Origin of the sequence: Streptomyces sp. NPDC005863 (assembly GCF_042871345.1) — a bacterium.
In the GTDB taxonomy this organism is placed as follows: Bacteria; Actinomycetota; Actinomycetes; order Streptomycetales; family Streptomycetaceae; genus Streptomyces.
On the sequence record NZ_JBIAII010000002.1, the window covers coordinates 480,457 to 503,843 of the forward strand.

Here is a 23,387-nt window from a genome sequence, read left to right on the forward strand (position 1 = left end):
AGGCGAACCAAACCGCGGCTAGCCGCCTGCCGCTTTAGACCCGCGCTATGCGCTGCGGCCAGCATCGGGGGCGGGCGGCGCGCGTTGCCCGGGGCCGCGCGGCCCCGACGGCGGCGCCGCGGGCCCCGGCGGCGTGCCGTCCGGCCGGGCCCGGCAGCGCGCCGGCGGCGGAGCGGGACGAGAGGGAGTGCGATGGACAGGGGCACGGCGCAGGCGACGCGGAAGACCGGGGCAGGAGTGTGGCTGCGGCGGTACCACGGCTCAGCGGCGGCACCGGTGAGGCTGGTCTGCCTTCCGTTCGCGGGCGGTTCGGCCAGCTACTTCTTCGGGCTCTCCGCCCTGCTCTCGCCCGGCGTCGAGGTCCTGTCCGTGCAGTATCCGGGGCGGCAGGACCGGCACAGGGAGCCGTGCCTGGACTCGGTGGCCGCCCTCGCCGACGGCGTGACGGGCCAACTGCCGTGCGACGGAAAGCCGTTCGCCCTGTTCGGGCACAGCCTGGGCGCCATCGTGGCCTTCGAGGTGACGCGACGCCTGCGACACAGGCCGAGCCCCGGCCTGCCCACGCACCTGTTCGTCTCCGGTGGACTCGCCCGCCCCTACCGGCCGGACGACGGGTCGGCGGTGTTCGGTGACGCGGACCTCCTGGCTCACCTGCGCGCGATGGGCGGAACCGACGAGCGGTTCTTCGGCAGCCCCGAACTGCAGGAGCTGATCCTGCCCGCGCTGCGCGCCGACTACCGCGCCGTGGGCTCGTACGAAGCACCCGGCCCCGAGCGTCTCGACTGCCCGATCACGGCGCTGATCGGGGACGCCGACGAGCGGACCACGCCCCAGGAGGCCGCCACCTGGCAGGAGCGGACCACCGCGGACTTCGCTCTGCGGGTGCTGCCCGGCGGGCACTTCTATCTGAACGAGTGCCAGGACGAGGTGGCCGCCATCGTCAGGACGGCGCTGGCGACGGTCACCGGGACCTGACGCCGCGACACACGGGCGGTGGACAAACCCCTGGCGTGCTCCGCCGAGGGAAATCGGAGCACGCCAGGTTGGACCGAACGCGGCAGCCGGGGGGACCGTAGCCGCGCGCGGTCGCTCTTGCCCCCTCAGGGCTTGCTCAGGGCTTGCCCCCTTTGGGACCCCGCGCCCCTGCGGGGGAATGAGGGGCGCGGGGGTCGCACCCGGCGGCCGTGGCCGCCGCGTACGACGTCTGGTGCAGGGGGCGGGAGGTGCCCCGCCCCCTGGGTGTGCGGCCGAATCAGGGCCGCAGATCTTCGAGGCAGTACAGCGCCTCGTCCAGCGTGGCCGCGAAGTCCATCTCCGGATCGTTCGCCCAGTCCATGGAGATCTGCAGCATCACTCCGAACACGGCCCCGGTGTAGGCCCGCACCGCGGGGTCCCGCGGGTCGCGGCCGGCCCGTTTGGCCACCTGTTCGCTCATCAGCTGCATGGTCTGGCCGATGTTGCCCAGGCTGGCCCCCCAGAGCTCCGGCTCGTTGAGGATGAGCACGAAGCGCTCGCGCTGCAGGGCCAGTTCCTGTTCCGGGATGTCCTTCAGCATCGACCGGATGGCCTGTCGTTCGGCCTGGATCGGCGTCAGGTCGGGCGACTGGGCCTGGAACATCATCGCGAAGGGCAGATCGTAGTCGTGCGAGAAGACCAGGTCCTGCTTGGTCGCGAAGTAGCGGAAGACGGTGCTGGGGGCGACCTCGGCTGCTTCGGCGATCTGCTCGATGGTCGTGGCGGAGTACCCCTGTTCCCTGAACAGGCGCACCGCCTCCCGCTGGATCGCGGCCTTCGTGCGGGCCTTCTTGCGTTCTCTCAGTCCAGGCACGGCTTTGCCCTGGTCAGACTGCGTCTGCGGCTTCATGCTCAGATTCTGCTGTCTTGGTGGTGCTCTGACCAACATGGCGTGGCAGCCACACCACGGCCAGCAGCACCCCGAGCAGCCCCAGGCCTCCGGAGACCACCAGGACCACGTCCAGGGCGTGGACGTACGCCGCGCGCACCGAGTCGCCGAGCGCGGAGGACTTGATCGCCTTGGCGACCGCGAGGCCTCCGAAGACGGAGTCCTTGACCGCGCCGTGCGCCTGCTCGGGCACCCCGTCGAGGTCGAGCTTGCTGCGGTAGCCGGAGTTGAGGATGGAACCGAGGATGGCCGCGCCGAAGCTGCCGCCGAGGGTACGGATGGACTGGTTGACGCCGGATCCGACGCCCGCGGAGTCCTCCGACAGTGCGCCGAGGGCCGCGTCCATGGCGGTCGGCAGGGCGATGCCGAGGCCGAGTCCGTACGCCGCCGTCCACGCGGCGGCGAGGCCCGTGCCACTGTCGGTTGCGGTGGTCGCGCCGTAGAAGAGCCCGGCGGCCAGCAGCGCGAAGCCGAGTCCGACGGCGGTCTTCGGGCCGAGCCCCTTGGCGATCTTGTTGGCGACCGTCACGCCCACGAGCAGGCCGCCGACCATCGGCAGGAGCCGGAAGCCGCTGCCCATCGCGTCGGTGCCGAGGACCGCCTGGTAGTACTGCGGCATCGTGAACAGCACGCCGAACATCGTGAAGTTGATGACCGTGCCGAGCATGGTGCCCGAGGTGAAGCGTGCGGAGCGGAACAGCGACAGGTCGACCAGGGGGTCGGCCACCCGCTTCTCCCAGAACACGAAGAGCACGATGGCGAGCATGCCGCCGAGGGTCGGCACCAGGGTGGTGACGTCCGTCCAGCCCTTCTCGCCGCCCTGGATCACGCCGTACGTCATCGCGGCCAGACCCACGCTGGAGAACACCAGGCCGCCCACGTCGAACGGCTTGGCCTCCTTGGCCTTGGACTCCGGAAGCCAGGCCGAGACCGCGAGGAAGGCGAGGATCACGACCGGCACGTTGATCAGGAAGACCGAGCCCCACCAGAAGTGGTTGAGCAGGTAGCCGCCCAGGATCGGGCCGAGCGGATAGGCCAGCATCGCCGCGCCGGCCACCGCGCCGATGGCCTTCGGCCGCTCCTCGTCGGAGAACATGACCGGCAGCAGCGACAGCGTGGTCGGCATGATCAGCGCGGCCCCGAGGCCGAGCACCGCACGCGCGCCGATGAACGTGCCGGACGCCGTGGCGTAGGCACAGGCCAGCGAGCTGATGCCGAAGATCACCAGGGCGGCGAGCAGCACCTTCTTGCGCCCGAACCGGTCACCGAGCATGCCCGCCGGGATCATGCCGGCCGCGAAGACCAGCGTGTACGACGTCACGAACCACTGCAGCTCGACGTTGTTCGCACCCAGATCGTCGGCCATGGCCGGCAGCGCCAGGCTCAGGATCGTCACGTCGAAGCCCACGACCATCGACGCGAGGACGAGAGCTCCGACGGCCCACCACCGCCGCGCACCCACATCTGACACGAGAGTCGACCTCCTAAAGAGAGCTCAATATCTAGTCGGAGCCTACTCTCATTTTTTTCGCCTGGGTACCACCCGGGGCGGAAGTAGGGGTGGGCGGCCGGGCGCCTTAGGGGCTGTTAAGGGGCCGGGGTGGGGTTGTGACGCCGCGTGGCGCGCCGTGACGCTGAGGGCGTGACGAAGAACGCGACGACCAAGAAGCCCCCGACGGTGAACAAGACCGTCGCCCCCGAGCCCAGCGACATCGGCCACTACTACGACCACAAGGTCTTCGATCTGATGACTCAGCTCGGGGACGGCAATCTGCACTACGGCTACTGGTTCGACGGCGGCGCCCAGGAGGCCACGTTCGACGAGGCCATGGTCCAGATGACGGACGAGATGATCCGGCGCCTCGACCCCGCCCCCGGCGACCGCGTCCTGGACATCGGCTGCGGCAACGGCACCCCGGCCATGCAGCTGGCGCGCGCCCGCGACGTCGAGGTGGTCGGCATCTCCGTCAGCGCCCGCCAGGTCGAGCGCGGCAACCGCCGGGCGCGCGAGGCCGGCCTCGCCGACCGTGTCCGCTTCGAGCAGGTGGACGCCATGAACCTGCCGTTCGACGACGGGTCCTTCGACCACTGCTGGGCCCTGGAGTCGATGCTCCACATGCCCGACAAGCAGCGCGTCCTCAGCGAGGCCCTGCGCGTGGTGAAGCCCGGCGCGCGGATGCCGATCGCCGACATGGTCTACCTCAACCCCGACCCCGCCAGGGCACGGACCGCCACCGTCAGCGACACCACCATCTACGCCGCGCTCACCGACATCGGGGACTACCCCGACATCTTCCGCGCGGCCGGCTGGACGGTCCTCGAACTGACCGACATCACCGCCGAGACGGCCAAGACGTACGACGGTTACGTCGAGTGGATCCGCGCCCACCGGGACGAGTACGTCGACATCATCGGCGTCGAGGGCTACGAACTCTTCCTGCACAACCAGGCGGCCCTCGGCAAGATGCCCGAGCTCGGGTACATCTTCGCCACCGCACAGCGCCCCTGACCCCGCGCCCGCTCCCCACCCCGAGGGTCCGCCCGTGAAGAACCTCCGCATCCCCGTGTCGACCACCGTCTCCCTCAACGTCCGGCACCGGCCCGCGGGCGGCTCCGGGCCCACGGGCCGCCCGTACCTGCTGCTGCACGGCATGCTCTCGAACGCCCGCATGTGGGACGAGGTCGCCGAGCGCGTCGCCGCCGCCGGACATCCGGTCTACGCCGTCGACCACCGCGGTCACGGCGAGTCGGACGCGCCGCCGGACGGCTACGAGAACGCGGCCGTCGTCGGGGACCTGGTCGAGGCGGTCAGCTCCCTGGACCTGGCCGGCGCGCTGGTCGCCGGCCACTCCTGGGGCGCGCACCTCGCGCTGCGCCTGACGGCCGAGCGACCCGACCTGGTCGCGGGCCTGGTGCTGATCGACGGCGGGTGGTACGAGTTCGACGGGCCGGTGATGCGCGCATTCTGGGAACGCACCGCCGATGTCGTACGGGGCGCACAGCAGGGCACGACCAGCGCGGCCGACATGCGCGCCTACCTCCGGGCCACCCACCCCGAGTGGTCGGACATCTCGATCGAGGCGCGCCTCGCCGACTACCGCGTCGGGCCGGACGGGCTGCTCATCCCGCGCCTCACCTCGGAGCAGGTCATGTCGATCGTCGCGAGCCTGCAGCGGGAGGCCCCCGCGGACTGGTACCCGAAGATCGGCGTGCCGGTCCGGCTGCTGCCCATCATCCCGGCCATTCCCCGGCTGTCCGATCAGGTGCGCGCCTGGGTGGCCGCCGCCGAGGAGTCCCTGGAGCGGGTGACCGTGCGCTGGTACCCGGGCTCCGACCACGATCTGCACGCCGGGGCGCCCGACGCGATCGCCGCCGACCTTCTGGCGCTGGCCCGCGACGCGGCACCGCCGACGACGTGAGCGCGCCGCACGTCCGGTCGGCAAGGCGGGGGTTAGACCCGCTTAAGCAGCCGCGGCGACCCTGGCAGCGACAGGGTGCGGTCCGCTCCTGCCCGCCCGGTCCCACTCGGTCCCGCCTGAGGCTTCACGCGCGAGAACAGGAAGGCTGACCATTCCCGTGGCGAACGAAGAGAAGCTCGTCGAATACCTCAAGTGGACGACCGCCGAGCTGCACCGGACGCAGCAGCAGTTGCGTGAGTCCGAGGCCGCGCGGCACGAGCCCGTCGCCGTGGTCTCCATGGCCTGTCGGCTTCCGGGCAAGACCCGCACCCCGGACGACCTGTGGGACCTGGTCTCCGAGGGACGCGACGCCGTCACCGGTTTCCCCGACGACCGCGCCTGGGAGCTCCCCGACGAGCCCCCGTACACCGCGCTCGGCGGCTTCCTGGACGACGCGGCGGGCTTCGACGCGGGCTTCTTCGACATCGGCGAGAACGAGGCCGTGGCCACCGAGCCGCTGCAGCGCCTCATGCTCCACCTCGCCTGGGAGACCGTCGAACGGGGCCGCATCGCCCCGCACGCGCTGCGCTCCACCCTCACCGGCGTCTACGTCGGCGCCACCGGACACGATTACGCGACCCGTCTGGACACCGCGCCCGAGGAGCTGCTGCCCTACCTCGGCGGCGGCACGTCCGGCAGCCTCGTCTCCGGACGCATCGCCTACGCCCTCGGTCTTGAGGGGCCCGCCATCAGCGTGGACACCGCCTGCTCGTCCTCGCTGGTCGCGATCCATCTGGCCTGTCAGGCGCTGCGGCGCGGGGAGTGCCGTCTCGCGCTGGCCGGCGGCGGCACCGTGATGTCGACACCGCACACCTTCCACGCCTTCGCCCATCAGAAGTCCCTGTCCGCGGACGGGCGTTGCAAGCCGTTCGCCGCCGCGGCGGACGGCATGGGCCTGGGCGAAGGGGTCGGGCTCGTCCTCCTCGAACGGCTCAGCGACGCGCGACGCGAGGGGCACCCCGTGCTCGCCGTCATCCGCGGCTCCGCGGTGAACCAGGACGGCGCCGGATACGGTCTCGCCGCCCCCAACGGCCCCTCCCAGCAACAGGTGATCCGCGCCGCCCTCGCCGACGCCCGGCTCGCCCCGGACCAGGTCGACGCCGTCGAGGCACACGGCACGGGCACGCCCATCGGCGACGCCATCGAGGTGCAGGCCCTGCTCGCCACGTACGGGGCCGGCAGGACCGCGGACCGGCCGCTGTGGCTCGGCTCCGTCAAGTCGAACACCGGGCACACGCAGGGCGCCGCCGGTACCGCGGCCGTCATCAAGATGGTCCAGGCGCTGCGGCACGACACCCTGCCGCCCACGCTCCACGTGGACCGCCCCACCCCTCTCGCGGCCTGGAAGAAGGGCGGGGTCCGCCTGCTCACGGAGGCGGTGGCGTGGCCGCGCCGCGAGGAGCCCCGCCGGGTCGGCGTCTCGGCGTTCGCCACCTCCGGCACGAACGCCCACCTGATCCTGGAGGAGCCGCCGCTCCCCGAACCGGCGGCCGATCCCGCCCCCGAACCGCCCGTGGTGGCCTGGGCGTTGTCGGCGCGCACCCCCGAGGCGCTCAGGACCCTGGCGCAGTCCCTGGTCACCCACCTGACGGCGGCGGACCCCGAACCGTCCCCCGCCGAGGTCGCGTACGCGCTCGCGACCACCCGCACTCCGCAGGCGCACCGCGCCGTCCTCATCGGCGCGGGCCGGGCGGAGCTGCTCGCCGCCACCCGAGCACTCGCCACCGGAGACGACCACCCCGCGGTGGTCCGCGGCGCGCCGGACGACGACGGTTCCACGAACCCGGGGAAACTCCTCTGGCACTTCGACGCCGCTCCCCCGGCGGACGCGACGCGCACCGCCGAACTCCACGCGGCCTTCCCGTACTTCGCCGCTGCCTTCGACGAGGCGTACGACTCGCTGAGCGCGCACCTCCCCGTACCGCTGCCCGCCGCCCCCTTCGACTCCCCGCACCCGGACCGGGCCGAGGCCGTGCACTTCGCGGCCCTGGTGGCGCTCGCGCGCCTGCTCCGGGAGACCGGGGTCCATCCGCACGGCCTCACCGGGGACGGGGTCGGCCACATCGCGGCCGCGTACGCCGCGGGGATCCTGGACCTCGACGACGCGTGCCGCCTGGCCGCGGCGCACCTCACGGCCACGGACTCTCAGCCGACTCCGCCCGACACATACGAGCCCGTGCTGAAGCAACTGACGTTCCGGTCCCCCGCGCTCACCCTCACGAGCACGGCCCCGGCCGACACGCCCGTCGCCTCCGCCGCCTACTGGCACCACCACCTGACGTCACCGGCCGCCGGTCCCGCCGCGGCCCCGGAGACCCGAACCCTCCTCCTCGCCCACGCCGGCCCTCCCGAACTGCCCGCCGAACGCGCCCTGTTGACGGCGCTCGCGGAGATCCACACGAGCGGCGGAACCGTCGACTGGGCCCCGCTCGTCGGGAGCACCCCCGCCCCGAGGGCCGTCGACCTCCCGACCTACCCCTTCCAGGCCACGCGTTACTGGCTGCACGACCACACCGCGCGCCCCGCGGTGTGACACGCCGACCATCCACTCACACAGGAGCCTTCATGACCACCAACGGCAACACCCCCGGCCAGGACGCCACCGACCTGGAGAAGCAGCTCGCCGCGGCCACCCCCGCGGAGCGCGAACAGCTCCTCACCGACACCATCCGCGCCCAGGCCGGGAAGCTCCTCAACACCGAGCTGTCCGACGACAGCAACTTCCTGGAGAACGGGCTCAACTCGCTCACCGCTCTCGAACTCACCAAGACCCTGATGACGTTGACCGGCATGGAGATCGCCATGGTGGCCATCGTCGAGAACCCCACACCCGCCCAACTGGCCCACCACCTCAGCCAGGAGCTGACTCACACCACCGCCTGACGCGAGCGGACCTCTCGCCCCGCCCCCGGGGCCCGCGCGCCGCCCGGTCAGGGGGTTCGGAGCCGGGCGCGCAGCAGGCAGAAGACGTTGCCCTCGGGGTCGCTCAGGACGTGCCAGCTCTCGTCACCCGTCTGGCCGACGTCCGCCGGCTTCGCGCCGAGCGCGAGCAGCCGCTCCAGTTCGGCGTCCTGGTCACGGTCGGTGGCGCTGACATCGATGTGCAGGGGGAGCTTCCCGGGCCGGGGGTCGGCGCCGGGACTCAGGACCAGGGTGGGCTGCGGCCCGCCGAAGCCGATGTCGGGCGGGCCGATCTCGATGCTCCCGTCGTCCTCCCTGCCGACTTCCACGTAGCCGAGGACCTCGCTCCAGAACGCGGCGAGCCGCTCGGGGTCGGCGACGTCGAGGACCAGTTCACTGATGCGGCATGCCATGAACATCAGTTTACGTATGCCGCCCGGGAGTTGACGTGAACGAGAGCCGTCCGGCACGGCTGCGGACGTGGACCCGCCGCGCCGCCCCGCCGACGCGGCCGTAACGTTGCTGCCATGTGCTGGAGTGCGACGGCCGATCTCGCGGCGGGTACGGGCATCGCGGCGGTCGGGGCCGTGTCGGTGTCCCTGGCCGCGCGGCGCCCCCGTGACCTGCCCCTGGCGGCGCTGCCGCTCCTCCTGGGGGCGCACCAGATCATCGAGGCCGCGGTCTGGCACCAGGACGGCGGCACCGGGCCCGCCACGCTCGCCTGGGCCGTCGTCGCCCTGCCCCTGCTGGCCGTCTGGGTGCCGGCGGCCGTGCTGTGCGCCGCGCCGCCGCGCGCCCGGCGCCGGCTGCTCGTCCCGCTCGTGCTCGGCGCCGCGACGGCGGCGGTGCTCGGGTACGCGCTGGCCACCCGCACCGTCACGGCCGAGATCCGCGGGCACACCGTCGGGTACTCCCTGGGGCTGCCGCGGGCGGAGCTGATCGTCGTCGGTTACCTCCTCGCCACCATCGGCTCCCTCCTGCTCTCCGGCGACCGGGGCCTCGTCCTGTTCGGCGTCCTGGTCGCCGTGGGGGCCGCGGTCTCCGCCGCGCTGTGGCGGCAGGAGTACATCTCGACGTGGTGCGCGTTCGCCGCGGTGAGCTCGGTGGTCCTCACGCTCTGGGTCGCGAGGCGCCGGGAGCACGGCCCGAGTCCCGCTTGAGGTAAGGGTCATACTGTGGCTGCGATCGCTACCGTCCACGCAAGGAGTTGATCGCATGAGCGACCTCGTCAGGCTGCCGGGTGAGGGGCACAAGCTGGTCACGAAGGCGCAGGAAGTGACCTTCAAGGCCACGGGGGCGCAGGGCTCCTCGGTGTCCATCTTCGAGGTGGTCGTGCCGCCCGGGTTCGACACGGGCGGCCACTTCCACGAGCACTCGGAGGAGTTCTTCTACATCCTGGAGGGCGAGTTGGAGCTGCTCGCCTTCGAGCCCGCCGAGCGCACGGACGACTGGCTCGACTGGGAGTCCGTCGACGGCGACCGGGTCGTACGGGCCGCCGCCGGCAGCAGCATGTTCGTACCGCCGAACACCCCGCACGCCTTCAGGAACGCCACGGACGAACCGGTGCGCATGCTGTTCCAGAGCTCGCCGTCGCCCGACCACGAGCTCTACTTCGAGGAGATCGCGGAGATCTGGTCCACCGGCGACTCGGTGGACCCCGAGGCGGTGAAGCGCATGCGCAGCCGGTACGACGTCAAGCAGATCACGCCCATGCGGTTCGAACCGCCGACGGCCAGGACCGCGACGGCGAGCACACCGTCCTGACCGCCCGGCCCGGCGGCGTCCGCCCGCCCCCGCGCCCTCAGCCGGGGGCGACGGCGCGGGTGGCCGCCGCCGGGAACGCCTGTTCCGTCCAGATGGTCTTGCCGGAGCGCGTGTAGCGCGTGCCCCACCTCTGGACGAGTTGCGCGACGATGAACAGGCCGCGGCCCCCCTCGTCCTCCTCGCCGCTGTGGCGCAGGTGCGGCGAGGTGTGGCCGGTGTCCGCCACCTCGCACAGGAGCGTGCGGTCGCGGATGAGGCGCACCTGGATCGGCCCTTCGGCGTACCGGACCGCGTTGGTCACCAGCTCGCTGACGACGAGTTCGGTCGCGAAGGACAGTTCGTCGAGGCCCCAGTCGTTCAGCTGCCGGGTGGCCAGTTCCCGGGCCTCGCCGGCCGCGACGGGTTCGGCGGGCAGCTGCCACTCGGCGACCTGGGAGGCGTCGAGTTCGCGGGTGCGGACGAGCAGCAGGGCGGTGTCGTCGGCCGTCGAGCCGCCCGGCAGGAGTTGCGCGACGGCCCGGTCGCACAGCTCCTCCAGCGTGGCGTGCCGGTCGCTGAGGACCCGCCCCAGGGTGTCGAGTCCGTGGTCGATGTCGCTGTCGCGGGCCTCGACCAGGCCGTCGGTGAAGAGCGCCAGCAGGCTGCCCACGGGGAGTTCGATCTCCATCGACTCGAACGGCAGACCGCCGAGGCCAAGGGGCGGGCCCGCCGGCAGGTCGAGGAAGGACGGCGTGCCGTCCGGGTCGACGACCGCGGGCGGCAGATGCCCGGCCCTGGCCATGACACAGCGCCGGGACACGGGATCGTAGACCGCGTAGAGGCAGGTCGCCCCGGTGGTGACGTCGGTGTACGCGCCGTCGGGCGCGCCGAGCTCGCTGCGCTGCTCCTCCGCCGACTGCGCCACCAGATCGTCGAGCCGCGAGAGGAGTTCGACGGGGTCCATGTCCAGCTGGGCGAACGCGCGCACGCTCGTGCGCAGCCGCCCCATGGTCGCCGCCGCCTGCAGACCGTGCCCGACGACGTCGCCGACCACGAGGCCCACCCGGGTGCCGGACAGCGGGATGACGTCGAACCAGTCGCCGCCGACGCCCGTCACGTCGTCCGTGGGCAGATAGCGGTAGGCGAGGTCGACGGCGGACTGCTCCGGGACGTGGCGCGGCAGCAGCTGGCGCTGCAGGGCGAGGGAGGCGGTGCGCTCGCGGGTGAAGCGGCGGGCGTTGTCCATGGACACGGCCGTACGGGCGACCAGCTCGTCGGCGAGCGCCACCTCGCCGCTGTCGAAGGTGGCGGTGTCCGTCTCCCGCCCGAAGGTGACGAGCCCCAGCGTGCTGTCGCCGGCCCGCAGGGGCACGACCAGGTCGGGCCCGTCGAGCACGAGCCCGCCCGAGGCGAGACAGCGGTCCTGCGGGGAGCCGGCGGGGTACTCGACGGGCGAGGGGTCCGCGCCGAGGCCGGCCTCATCGCGCCCACCGTCAGCGGCCCCGACCCCGGCCTCGGCCTCGGCCCCGGTCGAACGGCGGGCGACCCGCACCAGCGACATCGCCGCCGAGCTCCCCGTGGCCGGCGTCTCGCCTTCGAGCACCGCCCGCGCGAGGTCGACCGTGACCGTGGCGGCGAACTCCGGCACCGCGACCTCGGCGATGTTCTCGGCCACGACCGCGACGTCGAGGGCGGTCCCGATGCCCCGGCCCGCCTCGACGAGCAGGGCAAGACGCCGCTGGGCCCGGTACCGGTCGGTGATGTCGAAAGCGTCCTCGCACACCCCGAACACGTGTCCGTCCGCGTCTTCGAGCCGGTAGTAGGCGCAGGACCAGAGGTGGTCCGTGTCGGGGTCGCTGGGCGGCCGGCCCTGGAAGTGCAGGTCCAGGAACGACTGACCGGTCTCCAGTACGTGGTGCATGACCGCGTCGAGCGTGGGCGGATGTCCCCGGGACACGAACTTCCCGTCGGAGTACAGCTCATCGGCCCGCATGCCGCGGAACTCCGCGAGCGGTCGCCCCATCTCCTGCTCGTACGCCGTGTTGCACCAGGTCAGCCGCATGTCGGCGTCGTAGATGGCGAGGCCGACGGGCGACTGGGTGGTGAGCCCGTGCAGCAGGGCGAGCCGGGACTCCCACTGCCGCAGGTCCTCCAGCTCCGCCGCGACGAGGACGCGCCCCGCGGGTCCAGCCCCCGGCAGGGTGCAGACCGCGGCGGCCACGATCAGCTCGCGGCCGTCCCGGTGCCGGGCGACGCGGATCTCGTTCCCGCGGAATTCGGGAGGGAGGGCGAGGGTGGGTGGTGCCGCGGCGGGCCCCGAGAGGAAGGAGGTCAGCGGGCGGCCGATCATCTCGTCCGGCCGGTACCCGAGCAGCCGCTCCGCGGCGCGGCTCCACCCGACGACCGTGTCCTGGGCGTCGACCACCGCCGTGGCCGCCCTGGTGACGTCCAGAGGGCTACGAAAGTCAGCGCTCTGCTCCGTGTTCCATGCCGTCATGCCGCCGCACCAGCCCCGTTCATCCCCTACAGAATCCGCTGTCCCGGGGGCAGGCACAACTGCGGTACCGCCACGCGCGTTCAGCCGGCGGTCTTGGGGCGCGCGGTGGGTCAGGACTTGAGGTGGCCCAAGGCGTTGATCACGGCAGCGATGGCGGGTTCGGTGGCGCGTTCGCGGTGGTGGGCTGCCATGAGGTGGACGTGCCATTCGGGCATGTCGCTCACGTCGAGTTCGACCAGGGTACGGGCGGCGAGGTCGCGTTCGACCGTAGCGCGGGTGAGGACGGCGACGGCCTGCCCGGAACGCGCGAGATCGGCCGCCGTCTCGGCGGAACTGACGCGGTAGAGCTGATGCGCGCGGGTGGGTGCGTCCAGGAGCAGTTCGTGAAAGAGCTGCGCGCCGCTGCCCCAGAGGTTCACGGCGAGGGGGTGGCTGCTCAGCCCCGCGGTGTCGCAGGGGCGCGCCGTGAGCGGGTGGCCCGGGTGACAGACCGCGATGACCGGCTCTTTGCGGAACGTGTGCAGCCGTACCTCGTGAGCGTGCGGCATCGGCAGTGTGATGGCGATGTCGGTCGCGCCCGCGGCCACCCGCTGGAGTGCGTCCTGACTGTGCTGGTCGTCGACCACGACGGCGTATCGGAGCGGCTGCAGGGCACCGATGACGAAGGGGACGGCCAGCGGTGCGTAACTGGCGTGAGCGGTCACGTGCAGGGTGCCCTGGGTGTCGTCCTCCCGTGCGATGTCCAGGGCCCGGGCCGTCAGATCCAGACACCGTTCCGCGTGGGGCAGCAGCCGTTCCCCCGCGGGGGTCAGCGACACTCCTCTGCTGGAGCGGTCGAGCAGTGGCTGACCGACGAGCCGTTCCAGTCGGCGCAGCCGCTCGCTGACGGACGGTTGCGCAACGCGCAGCTCACGTGCCGCGGCGGACAGCGAGCCGACGGAAGCGGCGGTGACGAAGACGCGCAGGTCCGCGAGTTCCAGGGCCATAGGTGCAGCCTATGGCAGGCGCCTTCGGATCATGGGGTTCTTTGTGGCCGAAGGGGCCCATAGCGTGCCGGTACGACATCCCCCGTGAGGTGAGGAGCCTCTCTTGCCCGAGATTTACGCGACCGCTGTGGAACTCGTTCCTGCGGGTACGAATGATCTGCCCGGGATCGTCGCCATCCAGAATCACCTGGCCGCGATCTCGCACGCCCGGTTCGCCACCGAACCGCATCGCATGGAGGAACGGCAGGACTGGTTCGCTCAGTTCGCGCAGAGGGGTCCGTACCGGATGCTCGTCGCCCGGCGCGGCAACCAGGTTCTCGGTTATGCCTGCAGCCAGCGCTACCGCGATCAGGACGCGTTCCGGGAAACGGTCGAGGTGAGCATCGGACTCGGCGAGGCCAGCAGAGGCCAGAGGCTGGGAACCGCCCTCTACCGCTCGCTCTTCGGCCTCCTGGCCGACGAACCGGTGCATGTCGCCCTCGCCGGCATCGCCCTGCCGAACGACGTGTCGGTGGCCCTGCACCGCAAGTTCGGCTTCGCCGAGGTCGGAACCTTCCACGAGTACGCCGTGAAGAACGGCGAGTACCTGAGCTCCCTGTGGATGCAACGCCTGCAGTCCACTCCGCTCCCGGGACCGGAGTGGCGCTGACTGGTCCCGTGATCGAATCGGAGCGTTCGTGCAAGTTCACGAGAATTTCGCGGGACTGGTTCCAATGCATGAGCTCTCAGAGCGCGTTGCGGATGAGCCTGAGAGTGTGTTGCAGGTTGACGATGAGGTGACGGTCAAAGTGGCTGGCATCAACCTGCATAGGCGCCGGATCCTGCTGTCCCTCCGCTCGTAAGGGGTTGCCGACTCGGCAGAGTAATCACTGCGAAGCCGCAGGTCGTCCTGCGTGCGTCGCTGCCTGCTGCGCGCGGGCGTGGGAGAGGCGGTAGGACTCGGTTCCGGTCTCGATGAAGTTACTGCCAAAGGTCAGCCGGTCCACGGTGGCCGCGCATAGCCGCGGATCAGTCCTGCGACGCATCGCCGGCCACGGATCGCTGACCACCACCCAGCGCTAAGCGCTACCTGCACCCGTACGTACACAAGATCTCGGCCGCCGGAGCCGCACTCACCGGACACCTCGGCGCGTTGCGCGCCCCGCGAGCACTGCCGAGCCCCCACGGCCTCACTCGTTGACACCGGTCAAGGAACGCCAGTCCCCAAGTGGTCCCCAGGTGGGCCTCAAAACGATCAAGGGCCGGTTTCGGATTGCTCCGAAACCGGCCCTGACCTCGACTCTCTCAAGTCGGGACGACAGGATTTGAACCTGCGACCCCTTGACCCCCAGTCAAGTGCGCTACCAAGCTGCGCCACGTCCCGGTGCCCGTGTGACCTGGGGTTTCCCCTGGCCGAACGTGCACCGAAACAATACCGCACTCCGAGCGGTGATCGCTCACCCCTTTCCCGGCGGCCGGGGCGCTCCGGGCGTCGTGTAGTCGTGTGCGCCGCCCCCGCGCCAGCGGATGAGCGGTGAGTCCCCCAGCACCAGGCCCTCGGCGTCGTCCAGGCCGGCCCGCCTCAGGAACTCGATCAGATCGCGGTCGCCGTGGGCCAGCCCCAGATTCACCGGGCCGGCCGTGACGCGGCGCCCGCCGCCCGGGGACGCGGGATGGACGACCACCTCGGGCGTCATGAGCCCGGCGTGCCGCGCCGCGCCACGCGACGCAGTTCCATGCGGGCGGCGGGATCGCGCAGCCGTGGATGGAAGTGCAGCCGGGCGGTGAGCCGGATCAGACGGCGGCGCAGGGCGGTGCGGCCGGGGTGGGCCGCCAGCTTCTCGTAGGTGCGGGTCCACTCTCGTTGGGTGCGGACGAGGTCGTGGAGGATGGTGTGACGCATACCCCGATGGGATCACACGTTCGATTTTCTGGGCAAGCGTGCCACTGCCCGGCACTCGCGGGCAGCGGCACGGCGCTCACGGGCACGTTGCCCGGCCCACGCGGGCTCAGGCGAACAGCTCGTAACGGCGCGGGTCGTCGGGCAGCGTGAGGTGGAAGCCCTCCTCGGCGAAGGTCAGCACCGTGATGACGACCGCGATGGCGACCAGCAGCCAGACGACGGCCTTGGACCCGAAGCCGTACGACGCTCCCTTCGGGATCAGCTGCGGGGCGAAGACGAAGCTGAGGGCGCAGAACACGATCACGACGAGGAAAGTGACCAGGGCCCAGGTGTACATGTGCAGGCCGAGCACGGCGGGGCCGTAGCCCTTGGGGTCGGTCAAGTGCAGCAGCACTTGGCGGGCGGCCATGCCGGCGCCGGCGACCGCGGCGACCGTCGCCAGCCCGTATCCGGCCATGTAGTCGACCGTGCTGACCGCTCCCGTGCGGGCCCGCACGATGATGTGGGCCGGGCCGGCGGCGCAGAGCAGCATCGCCATGCGCTGCACCACGCACAGCGGACACGGCATGTCGCCGTCGAAGATCTGGAAGGCGAGGCTGGTCAGCAGGATGGCGCAGTACGCGAGGACGAAGGCGTGCGCGAGGAGGAAGCCGAGCCGGTTGCTCAGCCGGCCGCCGGTGCGGCCGCCCGCGACGTCGCCGGTACGGCCGCCGGTGCCGTCGTCGAGGTGGCTGCCGAGTGTGGAGTTCATGGGACGCCCCGTCAGTAGTGGTAGCCGAGTGAATCGGTGACGTGGTGGTTGAACATGAGCAACGAGGCCACCGTCGAGGCGAGGAGCAGGCCGACGACCCAGGGCCGCGGCTTGGCGAGGGCCACCGCGAGCAGGGCGGCGAGGATCAGCAAGAAGATGAGGGTGTCCACGCCGGCACGCTAGGCGCCGCCCGCGGAGGGGAAACGGCGACACGCGTACGTGCCGCCACACACGTTTCCCCGTTCATACGTAGGCCGTGACGGGGGTCGCGAAGGCGCCCGGGGGCGGGGGTGCGTGAGGCGGACGGCTCCGGGCTACGGCACCGCACGGCCACCCGGCACTACGGCACCACACGGCCACCCGGCACCCCCTCCACCGTGCTCGGCGCGGCACTCGCCGGGCGGCCCAAGGCCGGGGCCCCGTCCCCCGGCACCCGCCCGGCGGCTGCCCCCACCCCCGCGGCCGCCCCCGCCCCCACGTCCGCACGCACCAGGCCTCGGATCGCCGGTACGGAGAACAGGCCCGCGCACACCACCAGCGTCATCACGCCCCCCGTGAGCAGGACCTTCTCGGCGCCGAAGGCGTTCGCGGCGGGGCCCGCGAGGGCCTGACCCACCGGCAGCATGGCGAGCGAGCCCGCCACGTCGTAGGCGTGGATACGGTTCAGGACGTCCGGCGGCACCTGGGTCTGCACACTCGTCGCCCACATCACTCCCCAGAAGGAGGCGCCCGCCCCCGCGACGGCCGCGCCCACCGCCATCAGCGGGACGTCGAGCCCCGCGCCGACCGTGGCGGGGAACGCGGAGTAGGCGACCAGCGCGAAGGTCCCCGCGCGAAGCATCCGGCGGGGGCGCAGCCGCAGGGCGAGCAGGCCGCCGACGACGGTGCCCGCGCCCAGGGCCGAGTTCACCAGGCCGTACGAACCGGAGCCGTGCTCCTGGACGACCAGCGTCGCCACCAGCGGCACGGCGGGTCCGGTGGCCGTGATCATCAGCAGGCCGAAGACGGCGATGACGCCCCACAGCCACGTGCGGGACCTGAACTCCCGCCAGCCCTGGACGAGGTCGGCCCGGAAACCGTTGCTGACCGGCTGGGATCCCGGGCGCGCGGGCGGCAGCCGCAGCAGGACGAGGCAGAGGGCGCTCAACGCGTACGTACCCGCGTGCGCGGCGAAGACCGCTCCGGGAGAGGCGAGGCCGACCAGGGCACCGGCCGCGGCCGGCCCCGCGAGGGAAGCCGTCGACTCGGCCACCCGTATCGCGCCGTTCGCCTTCTGCACGTCGGCCGCGAGCCGCGGCACCGTACTGGCCACGCCGGGCTGGAACACGGCCGCGGCCGCGCCGTTGACCGCGCCGATCGCGCAGATCTGCCAGAGGACGACGTGCCCGGTGAAGAAGAACACCGCGGCGAGCGACTGCGTGCCGAGCCGGACGGCGTCGGCGCCGATCATCAGGAGGCGGGTGCTGAAGCGGTCGGCGAAGACGCCGCCGAAGATCACCAGGCCGGCGAAGCAGACCGTCGTGGCGGCCATCGCGAGGCCGACCGCCCCGGCGCCGTGCCCCTCCCGCAGCAGGCCCGCGGCGAGCGCGACCGGCAGCATCGTGTCCCCGAGCTTGGCGACCGCGCGGGCCGCGAAGAACAGTCCGAAGTCCCGCGACCAGATGCCCCGCGACTCGGCCTCCCCTCGGCCCCGCCCCGGACCCCAGCCCCAGCCCCGACTCCGGCCCCGACCCCGCTCCCGTCTCCCGGCCTCCGGCTCCACCCCGTGACCTGTCGGCGCGCTCACCCGACCCACCCCTCCCCACCCGTCCGCTCCCCTACCGCTCCCCTACCGCTCCGGTGGGATCATGCCACGCAGGACAGACAGCGCTCTCTACCCGTGCGTGGCGGGCCCGCGGGCTCGCTCAGTCCGTGGACGCGACCCCCAACTCCGGGTGCTGCTCGATGAGTCGGGGCGGGGCCGCCTGGCGCCAGGAGTCGGCCAGAATGTCCGCGAGCTCGTCCGCGTCCAGCGCCGCGAGGCGCACCCGCACCCAGGCGGAGCCCGCCTCGTGCGCCGCCACCCAGAACTTGCCCGGCTCGGCGAGGACCAGTTCGTCCCGCTCGACCTTCGGACAGCGCACGGCGAAGGACGTCTCGTCGTCGGGAACCGTCACGAACATCTTCCCGGCCACCCGGAAGGTGGGCATGCTCCACGCGATCTTCTCCACCGTCTCCGGCAGGGCGAGGGCGATGCGGCGCACGTCGTCGGAGGTGACACGGGAACGGGATCTGGACTTCGACATGCCACGAACCGTAACCAACGCCACTGACAGTCACCCCTCGGCGACCTCGCGCCTCACGGCACCCGTTCGTCCAACCTCACAGCACCCGTTCGTCCAACCAGGACGTCAGGTCGCCCTGCACCTCCTCGCGGTTGGTCTCGTTGAGGATCTCGTGGCGCCCGCCCGGGTAGCTCTTCCAGGTCAGGTCCTCGACCCCTAGGTACCGGAAGTCCTCCAGGAGTTCGTACACCAGCGTCATCCCCACATGGCAGGGGTCCTGGTCGCCGACCGCGACGTGGATCGGCAGATCGGCGGGCACGCGCGCGAGGTTGCGGGGATCGTTGATCTTCCGCACGGCCCGCACCCAGTCCAGCGTGAGCCCCGCCGAGAAGGTGAACCCGCACCGCTCGTCGGCCACGTACTCGTCCACCTCCGCCTCGTCCCGCGAGAGCCACTCGAAGCCGGTGCGATGCGGGAACGGCTCGTTGAACGAGGCGAACAGGTCGCCGATGTACGAGGAGGGCGCGGACCTGCCGTGCTCGGCGATCTCGCGCTCCAGGCGGGCGATCGACCCCTCGATGTCGGCGCCGGGCAGCGAGCGGAACGTACCCGACAGGATCACTCCCGCGAGCCCGTCGGCGTACTCCTGCGCGTAGTCCCGCGCGAGCAGCGAGCCCAGGCTGTGTCCGAAGAGGAAGAACGGCAGACCGGGGTGGAGCGTGCGGACCTGGTCGCCGATGGCCTTGAGGTCGTCGACGATGGCACGCCAGCTGTCGGCGTCCTCGCCGCCCGCCACCTCCGAGGTGACCCCGAAGCCGCCGGTGGCCTGTGCGGTGGCGCCGTGGCCGCGGTGGTCGGAGGCGACCACGCCGTAGCCGTGCTCGGTCAGCTGGCGGGCGAAGCGGTCGTAGCGCAGGGCGTGCTCGCCGGCGCCGTGCGCGATCTGCACATAGGCGCGGGGCCGGCCGTCGGCGGGCAGCCAGGTGTACGTGGCGACGGGCACGCCGTCCGCCGCGTTCAGCAGTCCCGCGGTGTACGCGGCGGGGGCGGAGGTGGGGGCATCGGCACGGTCGGGCATCTTCGCGGACTCCTTGGGGCTCGTTCGTCCGGGGCTGTTCGTCGGAGCGGCCGTTCGTCGGGGTGGCCGACTCTCTTCGGTGCAGCCTCCCCCGCGTGCGGGACCTCATGCGGACGACCTGCCCGCCCTAGCCCGTACGGGGGTGCGTTCAGAAATGCCGATAACCGGCCACGCCCGAAAAGGGCGTGGCCGGCTCACTGTGCGATCCGGAAATGGCCACGGTGCGGAGGCGGCCACCGGAGTTTCCCTGCCGAATTTGGCTCGTATTCACCCGAGCCAATGTTTGGCTACAGGATTTCGATGTCCTTCACCTTCGGCGGACGGTTCGGGAAGGTGATGTCGGTCCACCGGTTGATGCGCACCGAGTCACCATTGGCGTCGTAGTAGATCAGGTCGTTGTTGCCCGTGGAGATCCGGTCGACCCACCACTCGCCGAAGCCCGTCCGACCACGGTTCGCGTAGCAGTCCACGCTGTGCCGGCCGTCACTGCTGTGCGACCAGATCTTCAAGAAGTTCTCGCCGCCACGGCATTCGACGTGGTCGATGGCGAAAGCGTTGCTACTGGGCATCACGACGGTGAACGCGGCGGCGGCGGCAACCGCCACGCCTGCGGAGCGTGCGATCTTCTTCGTTTTCGACAGCACAGGTACTCCTTGATTCCAGCCCGTAGGTGACCGTAATTCACGGCCATTTCCGGGAAGCGGTTTCACGCTTGCACGACGACGATCCAGCAAGGAACCTGTACATGGCAATCTTTCAATTGCCGCACGGCCGAAATGTATCGCCCAATGTCCTGATCAGTTCTGTATGGGCGATTTAGTGGTCCTAAGGGCCAAGATTTCGGGCAATGTGGGCGGCGCAAGCGGGCACGGAAGCGGGGCGTGGATGGATCTGCGACTGACCGGGAAGACGGCACTGGTGACCGGAGCGAGCCGAGGCATCGGTCTGGCCACCGTCTCCGCGTTGCGGGACGAGGGCATGCGGGTCGTGGCGGCGGCCCGCACCCTCACCCCGGAGCTGACGGCCACCGGCGCGAGGGGTATCGCCGTCGACCTCGCCACCGCCGACGGCCCCGCCCGCGCCGTCGACTTGGCCGCGGCCGAGCTCGGCGGCCTCGACCTGCTGGTCAACAACGTCGGCGGCGGTGGCTCGGACGCCGGCTGGACCGGCGGCTTCCGCGCCCTCACCGACCAACAGTGGCACGACGCCTTCGAGTTGAACTTCTTCGCCGCGGTCCGCGCCACCCGGGCCGCGCTGCCCCACCTCGCCGAGCGCCGCGGCGCCGTCGTCAACGTCTCCTCCACCAGCGCGCGCACCCCGCACGCCGGCCCCGTCGCGTACTGCACCGCCAAGGCCGCGCTGACCGCCTTCGGCAAGGCGCTGGCCGAGGAGTTCGGTCCCGCCGGCGTGCGCGTCAACACCGTGTCGCCCGGCCCCGTCCGCACGGACATGTGGGAGGGTCCCGACGGTTACGGTGCCGCGCTCGCCCGGTCCATGGGCGTGCCGCAGGAGCGGCTGCTCGCCGACCTCCCGGCCATCGCGGGCATGGTGACCGGCAGACTCGCCGATCCGGCCGACGTCGCCTCTCTCATCGCCTACTTGGCCTCGCCGCTCGCCGCCGGCGTCACGGGCGCGGACCACGTCGTCGACGGGAACTCGGTCAAGACGGTGTGAGCCGGGGGCAGGCCGGGGCGGGCCGGCCGCTTCGGTGGTCAGCCCGCCGCTTCGCCGAGCGCGTCGAGCACCGGGCGGATCAGCGGGTGGTCCTCCGCCCCGCACCGTACGGCCGCGAACACCCGTCGCGTGGGGGCCGCGCCCTCCACCGGGCGCACCACGACCCCGGACACGTCCATGCCGCGCAGCGCCGAGCGCGGTACGAGGGCGACTCCCGCGCCTGCCGAGGCGAGCGCGACCACGGCCCGGAAGTCGTCCGACCAGTGCTCCAACAGCGGCTGGAATCCGGCCTGTTCGCAGGCGAGGACGACCACGTCGTGGCAGGGGTTGCCGGCGAAGGGGCCGATCCAGGCGTCCTTGGCGAGCTCGGCCAGGGCGACCCGTTCCGCGTCCGCGAGCCGGTGGCCGAGCGGGAGCACCGCGTCGAAGGGCTCCGCGTAGAGCGGGACACGGGTGAGCCGGGGGTCGTCCGCGCCGGGGGCTCCCCGGTACTCGACCGCGACGGCCACGTCCACCTGCCGGTCGAGGACCATCGGCAGGCTCGCGTCGCCCTCCGCGTCCTGGACGCGGACCCGGATGCCGGGCGCGGAGTCGGCCAGGCGGGCCAGTGCGGGGGCGACGACCAGGCCGATGCCGGTGGCGAAGGCGGCGACGGTCACCGTGCCGGCCTCACCGGAGCCGTACGCCGCGAGTTCGGCCTCGGCCCGCTCCAGCTGGGCCAGGACCGCGTTGGTGTGCGTGAGCAGGATCTCGCCGGCCGCCGTCAGCCGTACGCCGCGCGCCGAGCGCTCGACCAGGCGGTGGCCCGTCTCCTGCTCCAGGGCGGCGAGCTGCTGGGAGACGGCGGACGGGGTGAGGTACAGCGCGGCGGCAGCGGCCGTGACCGTGCGGTGGTCCGCCACCGCACGGAGGATGTGCAGCCGCCGCGCTTCGATCATGCCGTCGATTCTCCCACGGCAGGTCACACGGCCGGAGCCGTCAGGCCTCGCCCGACTCCGTGAGCTCGGCGCGCGCGGCGACGAACGCGTCGACCGCGCGGTTCACGTCCTGAGTGGAGTGCGCGGCCGACAGCTGGACGCGGATACGCGCCTTGCCCTGCGGCACCACCGGGTAGGAGAAGCCGATCACGTACACGCCGCGCTCCAGGAGCAGCTCGGCCATCCGTCCCGCCACGGCCGCGTCGCCGATCATGACCGGCGCGATGGCGTGGTCGCCGGGGAGGATGTCGAAGCCCTCCTCGGTCATCCGCGAGCGGAAGAGGGCGGTGTTGGCGGCGAGGTGTTCCCGCAGCTCACCGGCGGACTCCAGGAGGTCGATGACCTTCAGCGAGGCCGCCGCGATGACCGGGGCGAGGGTGTTGGAGAAGAGGTACGGACGCGAGCGCTGGCGGAGCAGGGCGACGATCTCGGCGCGGGCGGCGACGTAGCCGCCGGAGGCGCCGCCGAGGGCCTTGCCGAGGGTGCCGGTGATGATGTCGACGCGGTCCATGACGCCGTGCAGCTCGGGGGTGCCCCGGCCGCCGGGGCCCACGAAGCCGACGGCGTGCGAGTCGTCGACCATGACCATGGCGTCGTAGCGCTCGGCGAGGTCGCAGATGTCCGAGAGCGGGGCGACGTAGCCGTCCATCGAGAAGACGCCGTCGGTGACGATCAGCTTGCGCCGGGCGCCGCCCTCGGTGGCCTCCTTGAGCTGCTGCTCCAGGTCGGCCATGTCGCGGTTGGCGTAACGGAAGCGGCGCGCCTTGGAGAGGCGGATGCCGTCGATGATCGACGCGTGGTTGAGGGCGTCGGAGATGACCGCGTCCTCGGCGCCGAGCAGCGTCTCGAAGACGCCGCCGTTGGCGTCGAAGCACGAGGAGTAGAGGATCGTGTCCTCCTGGCCGAGGAAGGCCGACAGGCGCGCCTCCAGCTCCTTGTGCACCTCCTGGGTGCCGCAGATGAAGCGGACGGAGGCCATGCCGTAGCCCCAGCGGTCCAGGGCCTCGTGCGCGGCGGCGACGACGTCGGGGTGGTCGGCGAGGCCGAGGTAGTTGTTGGCGCAGAAGTTCAGGACCTCGCCGGGGCGGCCGCCCGCGGTGACGGCGACCGTCGCGGACTGCGGGGTGCCGATGACGCGCTCGGGCTTGTGCAGGCCTGCGGCGCGGATCTCGTCGAGGGTGGCCTGGAGGTCTTCGCGTACGGAGTCGAACATGCGGGGTTCCTTCGGGGTGAGCGCCGTCAAGGGCGGGCGGCCGGGGCGGGCCTGCCGGGG

General features: G+C 71.9%; 25 protein-coding genes and 1 tRNA gene. 10 read left to right on the top strand and 16 right to left on the bottom strand.

Going from position 1 to position 23,387, the window contains the following annotated elements; genetic code table 11:
• Positions 1 to 192 precede the first annotated feature (192 nt).
• Positions 193 to 975 carry an alpha/beta fold hydrolase gene (locus ACFYO9_RS08160; RefSeq protein WP_358779098.1) on the top strand — a complete coding sequence of 261 codons (783 nt, stop codon included), beginning with the start codon at positions 193 to 195 and terminating at the stop codon, positions 973 to 975.
• 277 nt (positions 976 to 1,252) lie between these two features.
• Here ACFYO9_RS08160 and ACFYO9_RS08165 read toward each other — a convergent pair whose 3' ends face one another.
• Positions 1,253 to 1,828 carry a TetR family transcriptional regulator gene (locus tag ACFYO9_RS08165; RefSeq protein WP_358707263.1) on the bottom strand — a complete coding sequence of 192 codons (576 nt, stop codon included), beginning with the start codon at positions 1,826 to 1,828 and terminating at the stop codon, positions 1,253 to 1,255.
• Positions 1,829 to 1,841: 13 nt separating this feature from the next.
• Positions 1,842 to 3,374 carry a DHA2 family efflux MFS transporter permease subunit gene (locus ACFYO9_RS08170; RefSeq protein ID WP_358779097.1) on the bottom strand — a complete coding sequence of 511 codons (1,533 nt, stop codon included), beginning with the start codon at positions 3,372 to 3,374 and terminating at the stop codon, positions 1,842 to 1,844.
• A 171-nt stretch (positions 3,375 to 3,545) separates the two neighbouring features.
• On the opposite strand from ACFYO9_RS08170, the gene ACFYO9_RS08175 reads away from it, so the two are divergent.
• The 4 genes from ACFYO9_RS08175 (at position 3,546) to ACFYO9_RS08190 (ending at position 8,244) form a co-directional block, all read left to right on the top strand.
• Positions 3,546 to 4,412 carry a methyltransferase domain-containing protein gene (locus ACFYO9_RS08175; RefSeq protein ID WP_355813949.1) on the top strand — a complete coding sequence of 289 codons (867 nt, stop codon included), beginning with the start codon at positions 3,546 to 3,548 and terminating at the stop codon, positions 4,410 to 4,412.
• A gap of 34 nt (positions 4,413 to 4,446) precedes the next feature.
• Positions 4,447 to 5,322, top strand: a complete 876-nt coding sequence (locus ACFYO9_RS08180; protein ID WP_358779096.1) for an alpha/beta hydrolase — start codon at positions 4,447 to 4,449, stop codon at positions 5,320 to 5,322.
• A gap of 157 nt (positions 5,323 to 5,479) precedes the next feature.
• A complete protein-coding gene (locus ACFYO9_RS08185) occupies positions 5,480 to 7,894 on the top strand; it encodes a beta-ketoacyl synthase N-terminal-like domain-containing protein (protein WP_358779095.1) in 2,415 nt (804 codons plus the stop codon).
• A gap of 32 nt (positions 7,895 to 7,926) precedes the next feature.
• Positions 7,927 to 8,244 (top strand): acyl carrier protein, encoded by a 318-nt coding sequence (locus ACFYO9_RS08190; protein ID WP_358779094.1) that lies wholly within the window; start codon positions 7,927 to 7,929, stop codon positions 8,242 to 8,244.
• A gap of 47 nt (positions 8,245 to 8,291) precedes the next feature.
• Here the strand turns inward: ACFYO9_RS08190 and ACFYO9_RS08195 are convergent, their stop codons facing one another.
• Entirely contained in the window at positions 8,292 to 8,675 is a 384-nt protein-coding gene (locus ACFYO9_RS08195) for a VOC family protein (protein WP_355813957.1), read from the bottom strand.
• 114 nt (positions 8,676 to 8,789) lie between these two features.
• On the opposite strand from ACFYO9_RS08195, the gene ACFYO9_RS08200 reads away from it, so the two are divergent.
• Positions 8,790 to 9,422 (top strand): DUF6629 family protein, encoded by a 633-nt coding sequence (locus ACFYO9_RS08200; protein ID WP_355813960.1) that lies wholly within the window; start codon positions 8,790 to 8,792, stop codon positions 9,420 to 9,422.
• Positions 9,423 to 9,477: 55 nt separating this feature from the next.
• Positions 9,478 to 10,026 carry a cupin domain-containing protein gene (locus ACFYO9_RS08205; RefSeq protein ID WP_355813961.1) on the top strand — a complete coding sequence of 183 codons (549 nt, stop codon included), beginning with the start codon at positions 9,478 to 9,480 and terminating at the stop codon, positions 10,024 to 10,026.
• Positions 10,027 to 10,063: 37 nt separating this feature from the next.
• Here ACFYO9_RS08205 and ACFYO9_RS08210 read toward each other — a convergent pair whose 3' ends face one another.
• Both ACFYO9_RS08210 and ACFYO9_RS08215 read right to left on the bottom strand, forming a co-directional pair.
• Complete coding sequence (locus ACFYO9_RS08210) at positions 10,064 to 12,502, bottom strand: SpoIIE family protein phosphatase (RefSeq protein WP_358779093.1); 2,439 nt, start codon at positions 12,500 to 12,502, stop codon at positions 10,064 to 10,066.
• Positions 12,503 to 12,612: 110 nt separating this feature from the next.
• The gene (locus ACFYO9_RS08215; protein ID WP_358779092.1) at positions 12,613 to 13,488 is read right to left on the bottom strand and encodes a LysR family transcriptional regulator; all 876 of its coding nucleotides are present in this window, start codon (positions 13,486 to 13,488) and stop codon (positions 12,613 to 12,615) included.
• Between the two features lie 103 nt (positions 13,489 to 13,591).
• On the opposite strand from ACFYO9_RS08215, the gene ACFYO9_RS08220 reads away from it, so the two are divergent.
• Both ACFYO9_RS08220 and ACFYO9_RS08225 read left to right on the top strand, forming a co-directional pair.
• Positions 13,592 to 14,137: an N-acetyltransferase family protein gene (locus ACFYO9_RS08220; RefSeq protein ID WP_358779091.1), complete on the top strand. Its 546-nt coding sequence runs from the start codon at positions 13,592 to 13,594 to the stop codon at positions 14,135 to 14,137.
• A gap of 16 nt (positions 14,138 to 14,153) precedes the next feature.
• Positions 14,154 to 14,330: a S1 RNA-binding domain-containing protein gene (locus tag ACFYO9_RS08225; protein WP_358779101.1), complete on the top strand. Its 177-nt coding sequence runs from the start codon at positions 14,154 to 14,156 to the stop codon at positions 14,328 to 14,330.
• A 447-nt stretch (positions 14,331 to 14,777) separates the two neighbouring features.
• On the opposite strand, the gene ACFYO9_RS08230 is transcribed toward ACFYO9_RS08225, so the two are convergent.
• The 9 genes from ACFYO9_RS08230 to ACFYO9_RS08270 form a co-directional block, all read right to left on the bottom strand.
• Positions 14,778 to 14,851 (bottom strand) — tRNA-Pro (locus tag ACFYO9_RS08230).
• Between the two features lie 73 nt (positions 14,852 to 14,924).
• Positions 14,925 to 15,164, bottom strand: a complete 240-nt coding sequence (locus ACFYO9_RS08235) for a hypothetical protein (RefSeq protein ID WP_358778795.1) — start codon at positions 15,162 to 15,164, stop codon at positions 14,925 to 14,927.
• Entirely contained in the window at positions 15,161 to 15,370 is a 210-nt protein-coding gene (locus tag ACFYO9_RS08240; protein ID WP_358778796.1) for a hypothetical protein, read from the bottom strand. The genes ACFYO9_RS08235 and ACFYO9_RS08240 overlap by 4 nt, the downstream gene beginning before the upstream one ends.
• A gap of 106 nt (positions 15,371 to 15,476) precedes the next feature.
• Positions 15,477 to 16,121 carry a disulfide bond formation protein B gene (locus ACFYO9_RS08245; protein WP_358778797.1) on the bottom strand — a complete coding sequence of 215 codons (645 nt, stop codon included), beginning with the start codon at positions 16,119 to 16,121 and terminating at the stop codon, positions 15,477 to 15,479.
• Between the two features lie 11 nt (positions 16,122 to 16,132).
• Positions 16,133 to 16,291 (bottom strand): DUF5993 family protein, encoded by a 159-nt coding sequence (locus tag ACFYO9_RS08250; protein ID WP_355813979.1) that lies wholly within the window; start codon positions 16,289 to 16,291, stop codon positions 16,133 to 16,135.
• Positions 16,292 to 16,461: 170 nt separating this feature from the next.
• The gene (locus ACFYO9_RS08255; protein ID WP_388666099.1) at positions 16,462 to 17,907 is read right to left on the bottom strand and encodes an MFS transporter; all 1,446 of its coding nucleotides are present in this window, start codon (positions 17,905 to 17,907) and stop codon (positions 16,462 to 16,464) included.
• Between the two features lie 118 nt (positions 17,908 to 18,025).
• Positions 18,026 to 18,406: an MmcQ/YjbR family DNA-binding protein gene (locus ACFYO9_RS08260; RefSeq protein WP_358778798.1), complete on the bottom strand. Its 381-nt coding sequence runs from the start codon at positions 18,404 to 18,406 to the stop codon at positions 18,026 to 18,028.
• A 76-nt stretch (positions 18,407 to 18,482) separates the two neighbouring features.
• A complete protein-coding gene (locus ACFYO9_RS08265; RefSeq protein WP_358778799.1) occupies positions 18,483 to 19,463 on the bottom strand; it encodes an alpha/beta hydrolase in 981 nt (326 codons plus the stop codon).
• Between the two features lie 287 nt (positions 19,464 to 19,750).
• A complete protein-coding gene (locus ACFYO9_RS08270) occupies positions 19,751 to 20,107 on the bottom strand; it encodes a beta/gamma crystallin domain-containing protein (protein ID WP_355813987.1) in 357 nt (118 codons plus the stop codon).
• Between the two features lie 241 nt (positions 20,108 to 20,348).
• Between ACFYO9_RS08270 and ACFYO9_RS08275 the strand changes: the two genes are divergently transcribed.
• Positions 20,349 to 21,137, top strand: a complete 789-nt coding sequence (locus ACFYO9_RS08275; RefSeq protein ID WP_358778800.1) for an oxidoreductase — start codon at positions 20,349 to 20,351, stop codon at positions 21,135 to 21,137.
• Between the two features lie 38 nt (positions 21,138 to 21,175).
• Here the strand turns inward: ACFYO9_RS08275 and ACFYO9_RS08280 are convergent, their stop codons facing one another.
• Entirely contained in the window at positions 21,176 to 22,075 is a 900-nt protein-coding gene (locus ACFYO9_RS08280) for a LysR family transcriptional regulator (RefSeq protein ID WP_358707231.1), read from the bottom strand.
• A gap of 40 nt (positions 22,076 to 22,115) precedes the next feature.
• Positions 22,116 to 23,327, bottom strand: coding sequence for a glycine C-acetyltransferase (locus tag ACFYO9_RS08285; protein WP_355813996.1), 1,212 nt, complete (start codon positions 23,325 to 23,327; stop codon positions 22,116 to 22,118).
• Between the last annotated feature and the right edge of the window lie 60 nt (positions 23,328 to 23,387).

Coding starts and splice junctions, on each gene's coding strand:
- ACFYO9_RS08160 (WP_358779098.1), top strand. CDS start 193: ATGGACAGGGGCACGGCGCAGGCGACGCGGAAGACCGGGGCAGGAGTG.
- ACFYO9_RS08190 (WP_358779094.1), top strand. CDS start 7,927: ATGACCACCAACGGCAACACCCCCGGCCAGGACGCCACCGACCTGGAG.
- ACFYO9_RS08195 (WP_355813957.1), bottom strand. CDS start 8,675: ATGGCATGCCGCATCAGTGAACTGGTCCTCGACGTCGCCGACCCCGAG.
- ACFYO9_RS08200 (WP_355813960.1), top strand. CDS start 8,790: ATGTGCTGGAGTGCGACGGCCGATCTCGCGGCGGGTACGGGCATCGCG.
- ACFYO9_RS08205 (WP_355813961.1), top strand. CDS start 9,478: ATGAGCGACCTCGTCAGGCTGCCGGGTGAGGGGCACAAGCTGGTCACG.
- ACFYO9_RS08210 (WP_358779093.1), bottom strand. CDS start 12,502: ATGACGGCATGGAACACGGAGCAGAGCGCTGACTTTCGTAGCCCTCTG.
- ACFYO9_RS08215 (WP_358779092.1), bottom strand. CDS start 13,488: ATGGCCCTGGAACTCGCGGACCTGCGCGTCTTCGTCACCGCCGCTTCC.
- ACFYO9_RS08235 (WP_358778795.1), bottom strand. CDS start 15,164: ATGACGCCCGAGGTGGTCGTCCATCCCGCGTCCCCGGGCGGCGGGCGC.
- ACFYO9_RS08240 (WP_358778796.1), bottom strand. CDS start 15,370: ATGCGTCACACCATCCTCCACGACCTCGTCCGCACCCAACGAGAGTGG.
- ACFYO9_RS08245 (WP_358778797.1), bottom strand. CDS start 16,121: ATGAACTCCACACTCGGCAGCCACCTCGACGACGGCACCGGCGGCCGT.
- ACFYO9_RS08260 (WP_358778798.1), bottom strand. CDS start 18,406: ATGTCGAAGTCCAGATCCCGTTCCCGTGTCACCTCCGACGACGTGCGC.
- ACFYO9_RS08265 (WP_358778799.1), bottom strand. CDS start 19,463: ATGCCCGACCGTGCCGATGCCCCCACCTCCGCCCCCGCCGCGTACACC.
- ACFYO9_RS08275 (WP_358778800.1), top strand. CDS start 20,349: ATGGATCTGCGACTGACCGGGAAGACGGCACTGGTGACCGGAGCGAGC.
- ACFYO9_RS08280 (WP_358707231.1), bottom strand. CDS start 22,075: ATGATCGAAGCGCGGCGGCTGCACATCCTCCGTGCGGTGGCGGACCAC.
- ACFYO9_RS08285 (WP_355813996.1), bottom strand. CDS start 23,327: ATGTTCGACTCCGTACGCGAAGACCTCCAGGCCACCCTCGACGAGATC.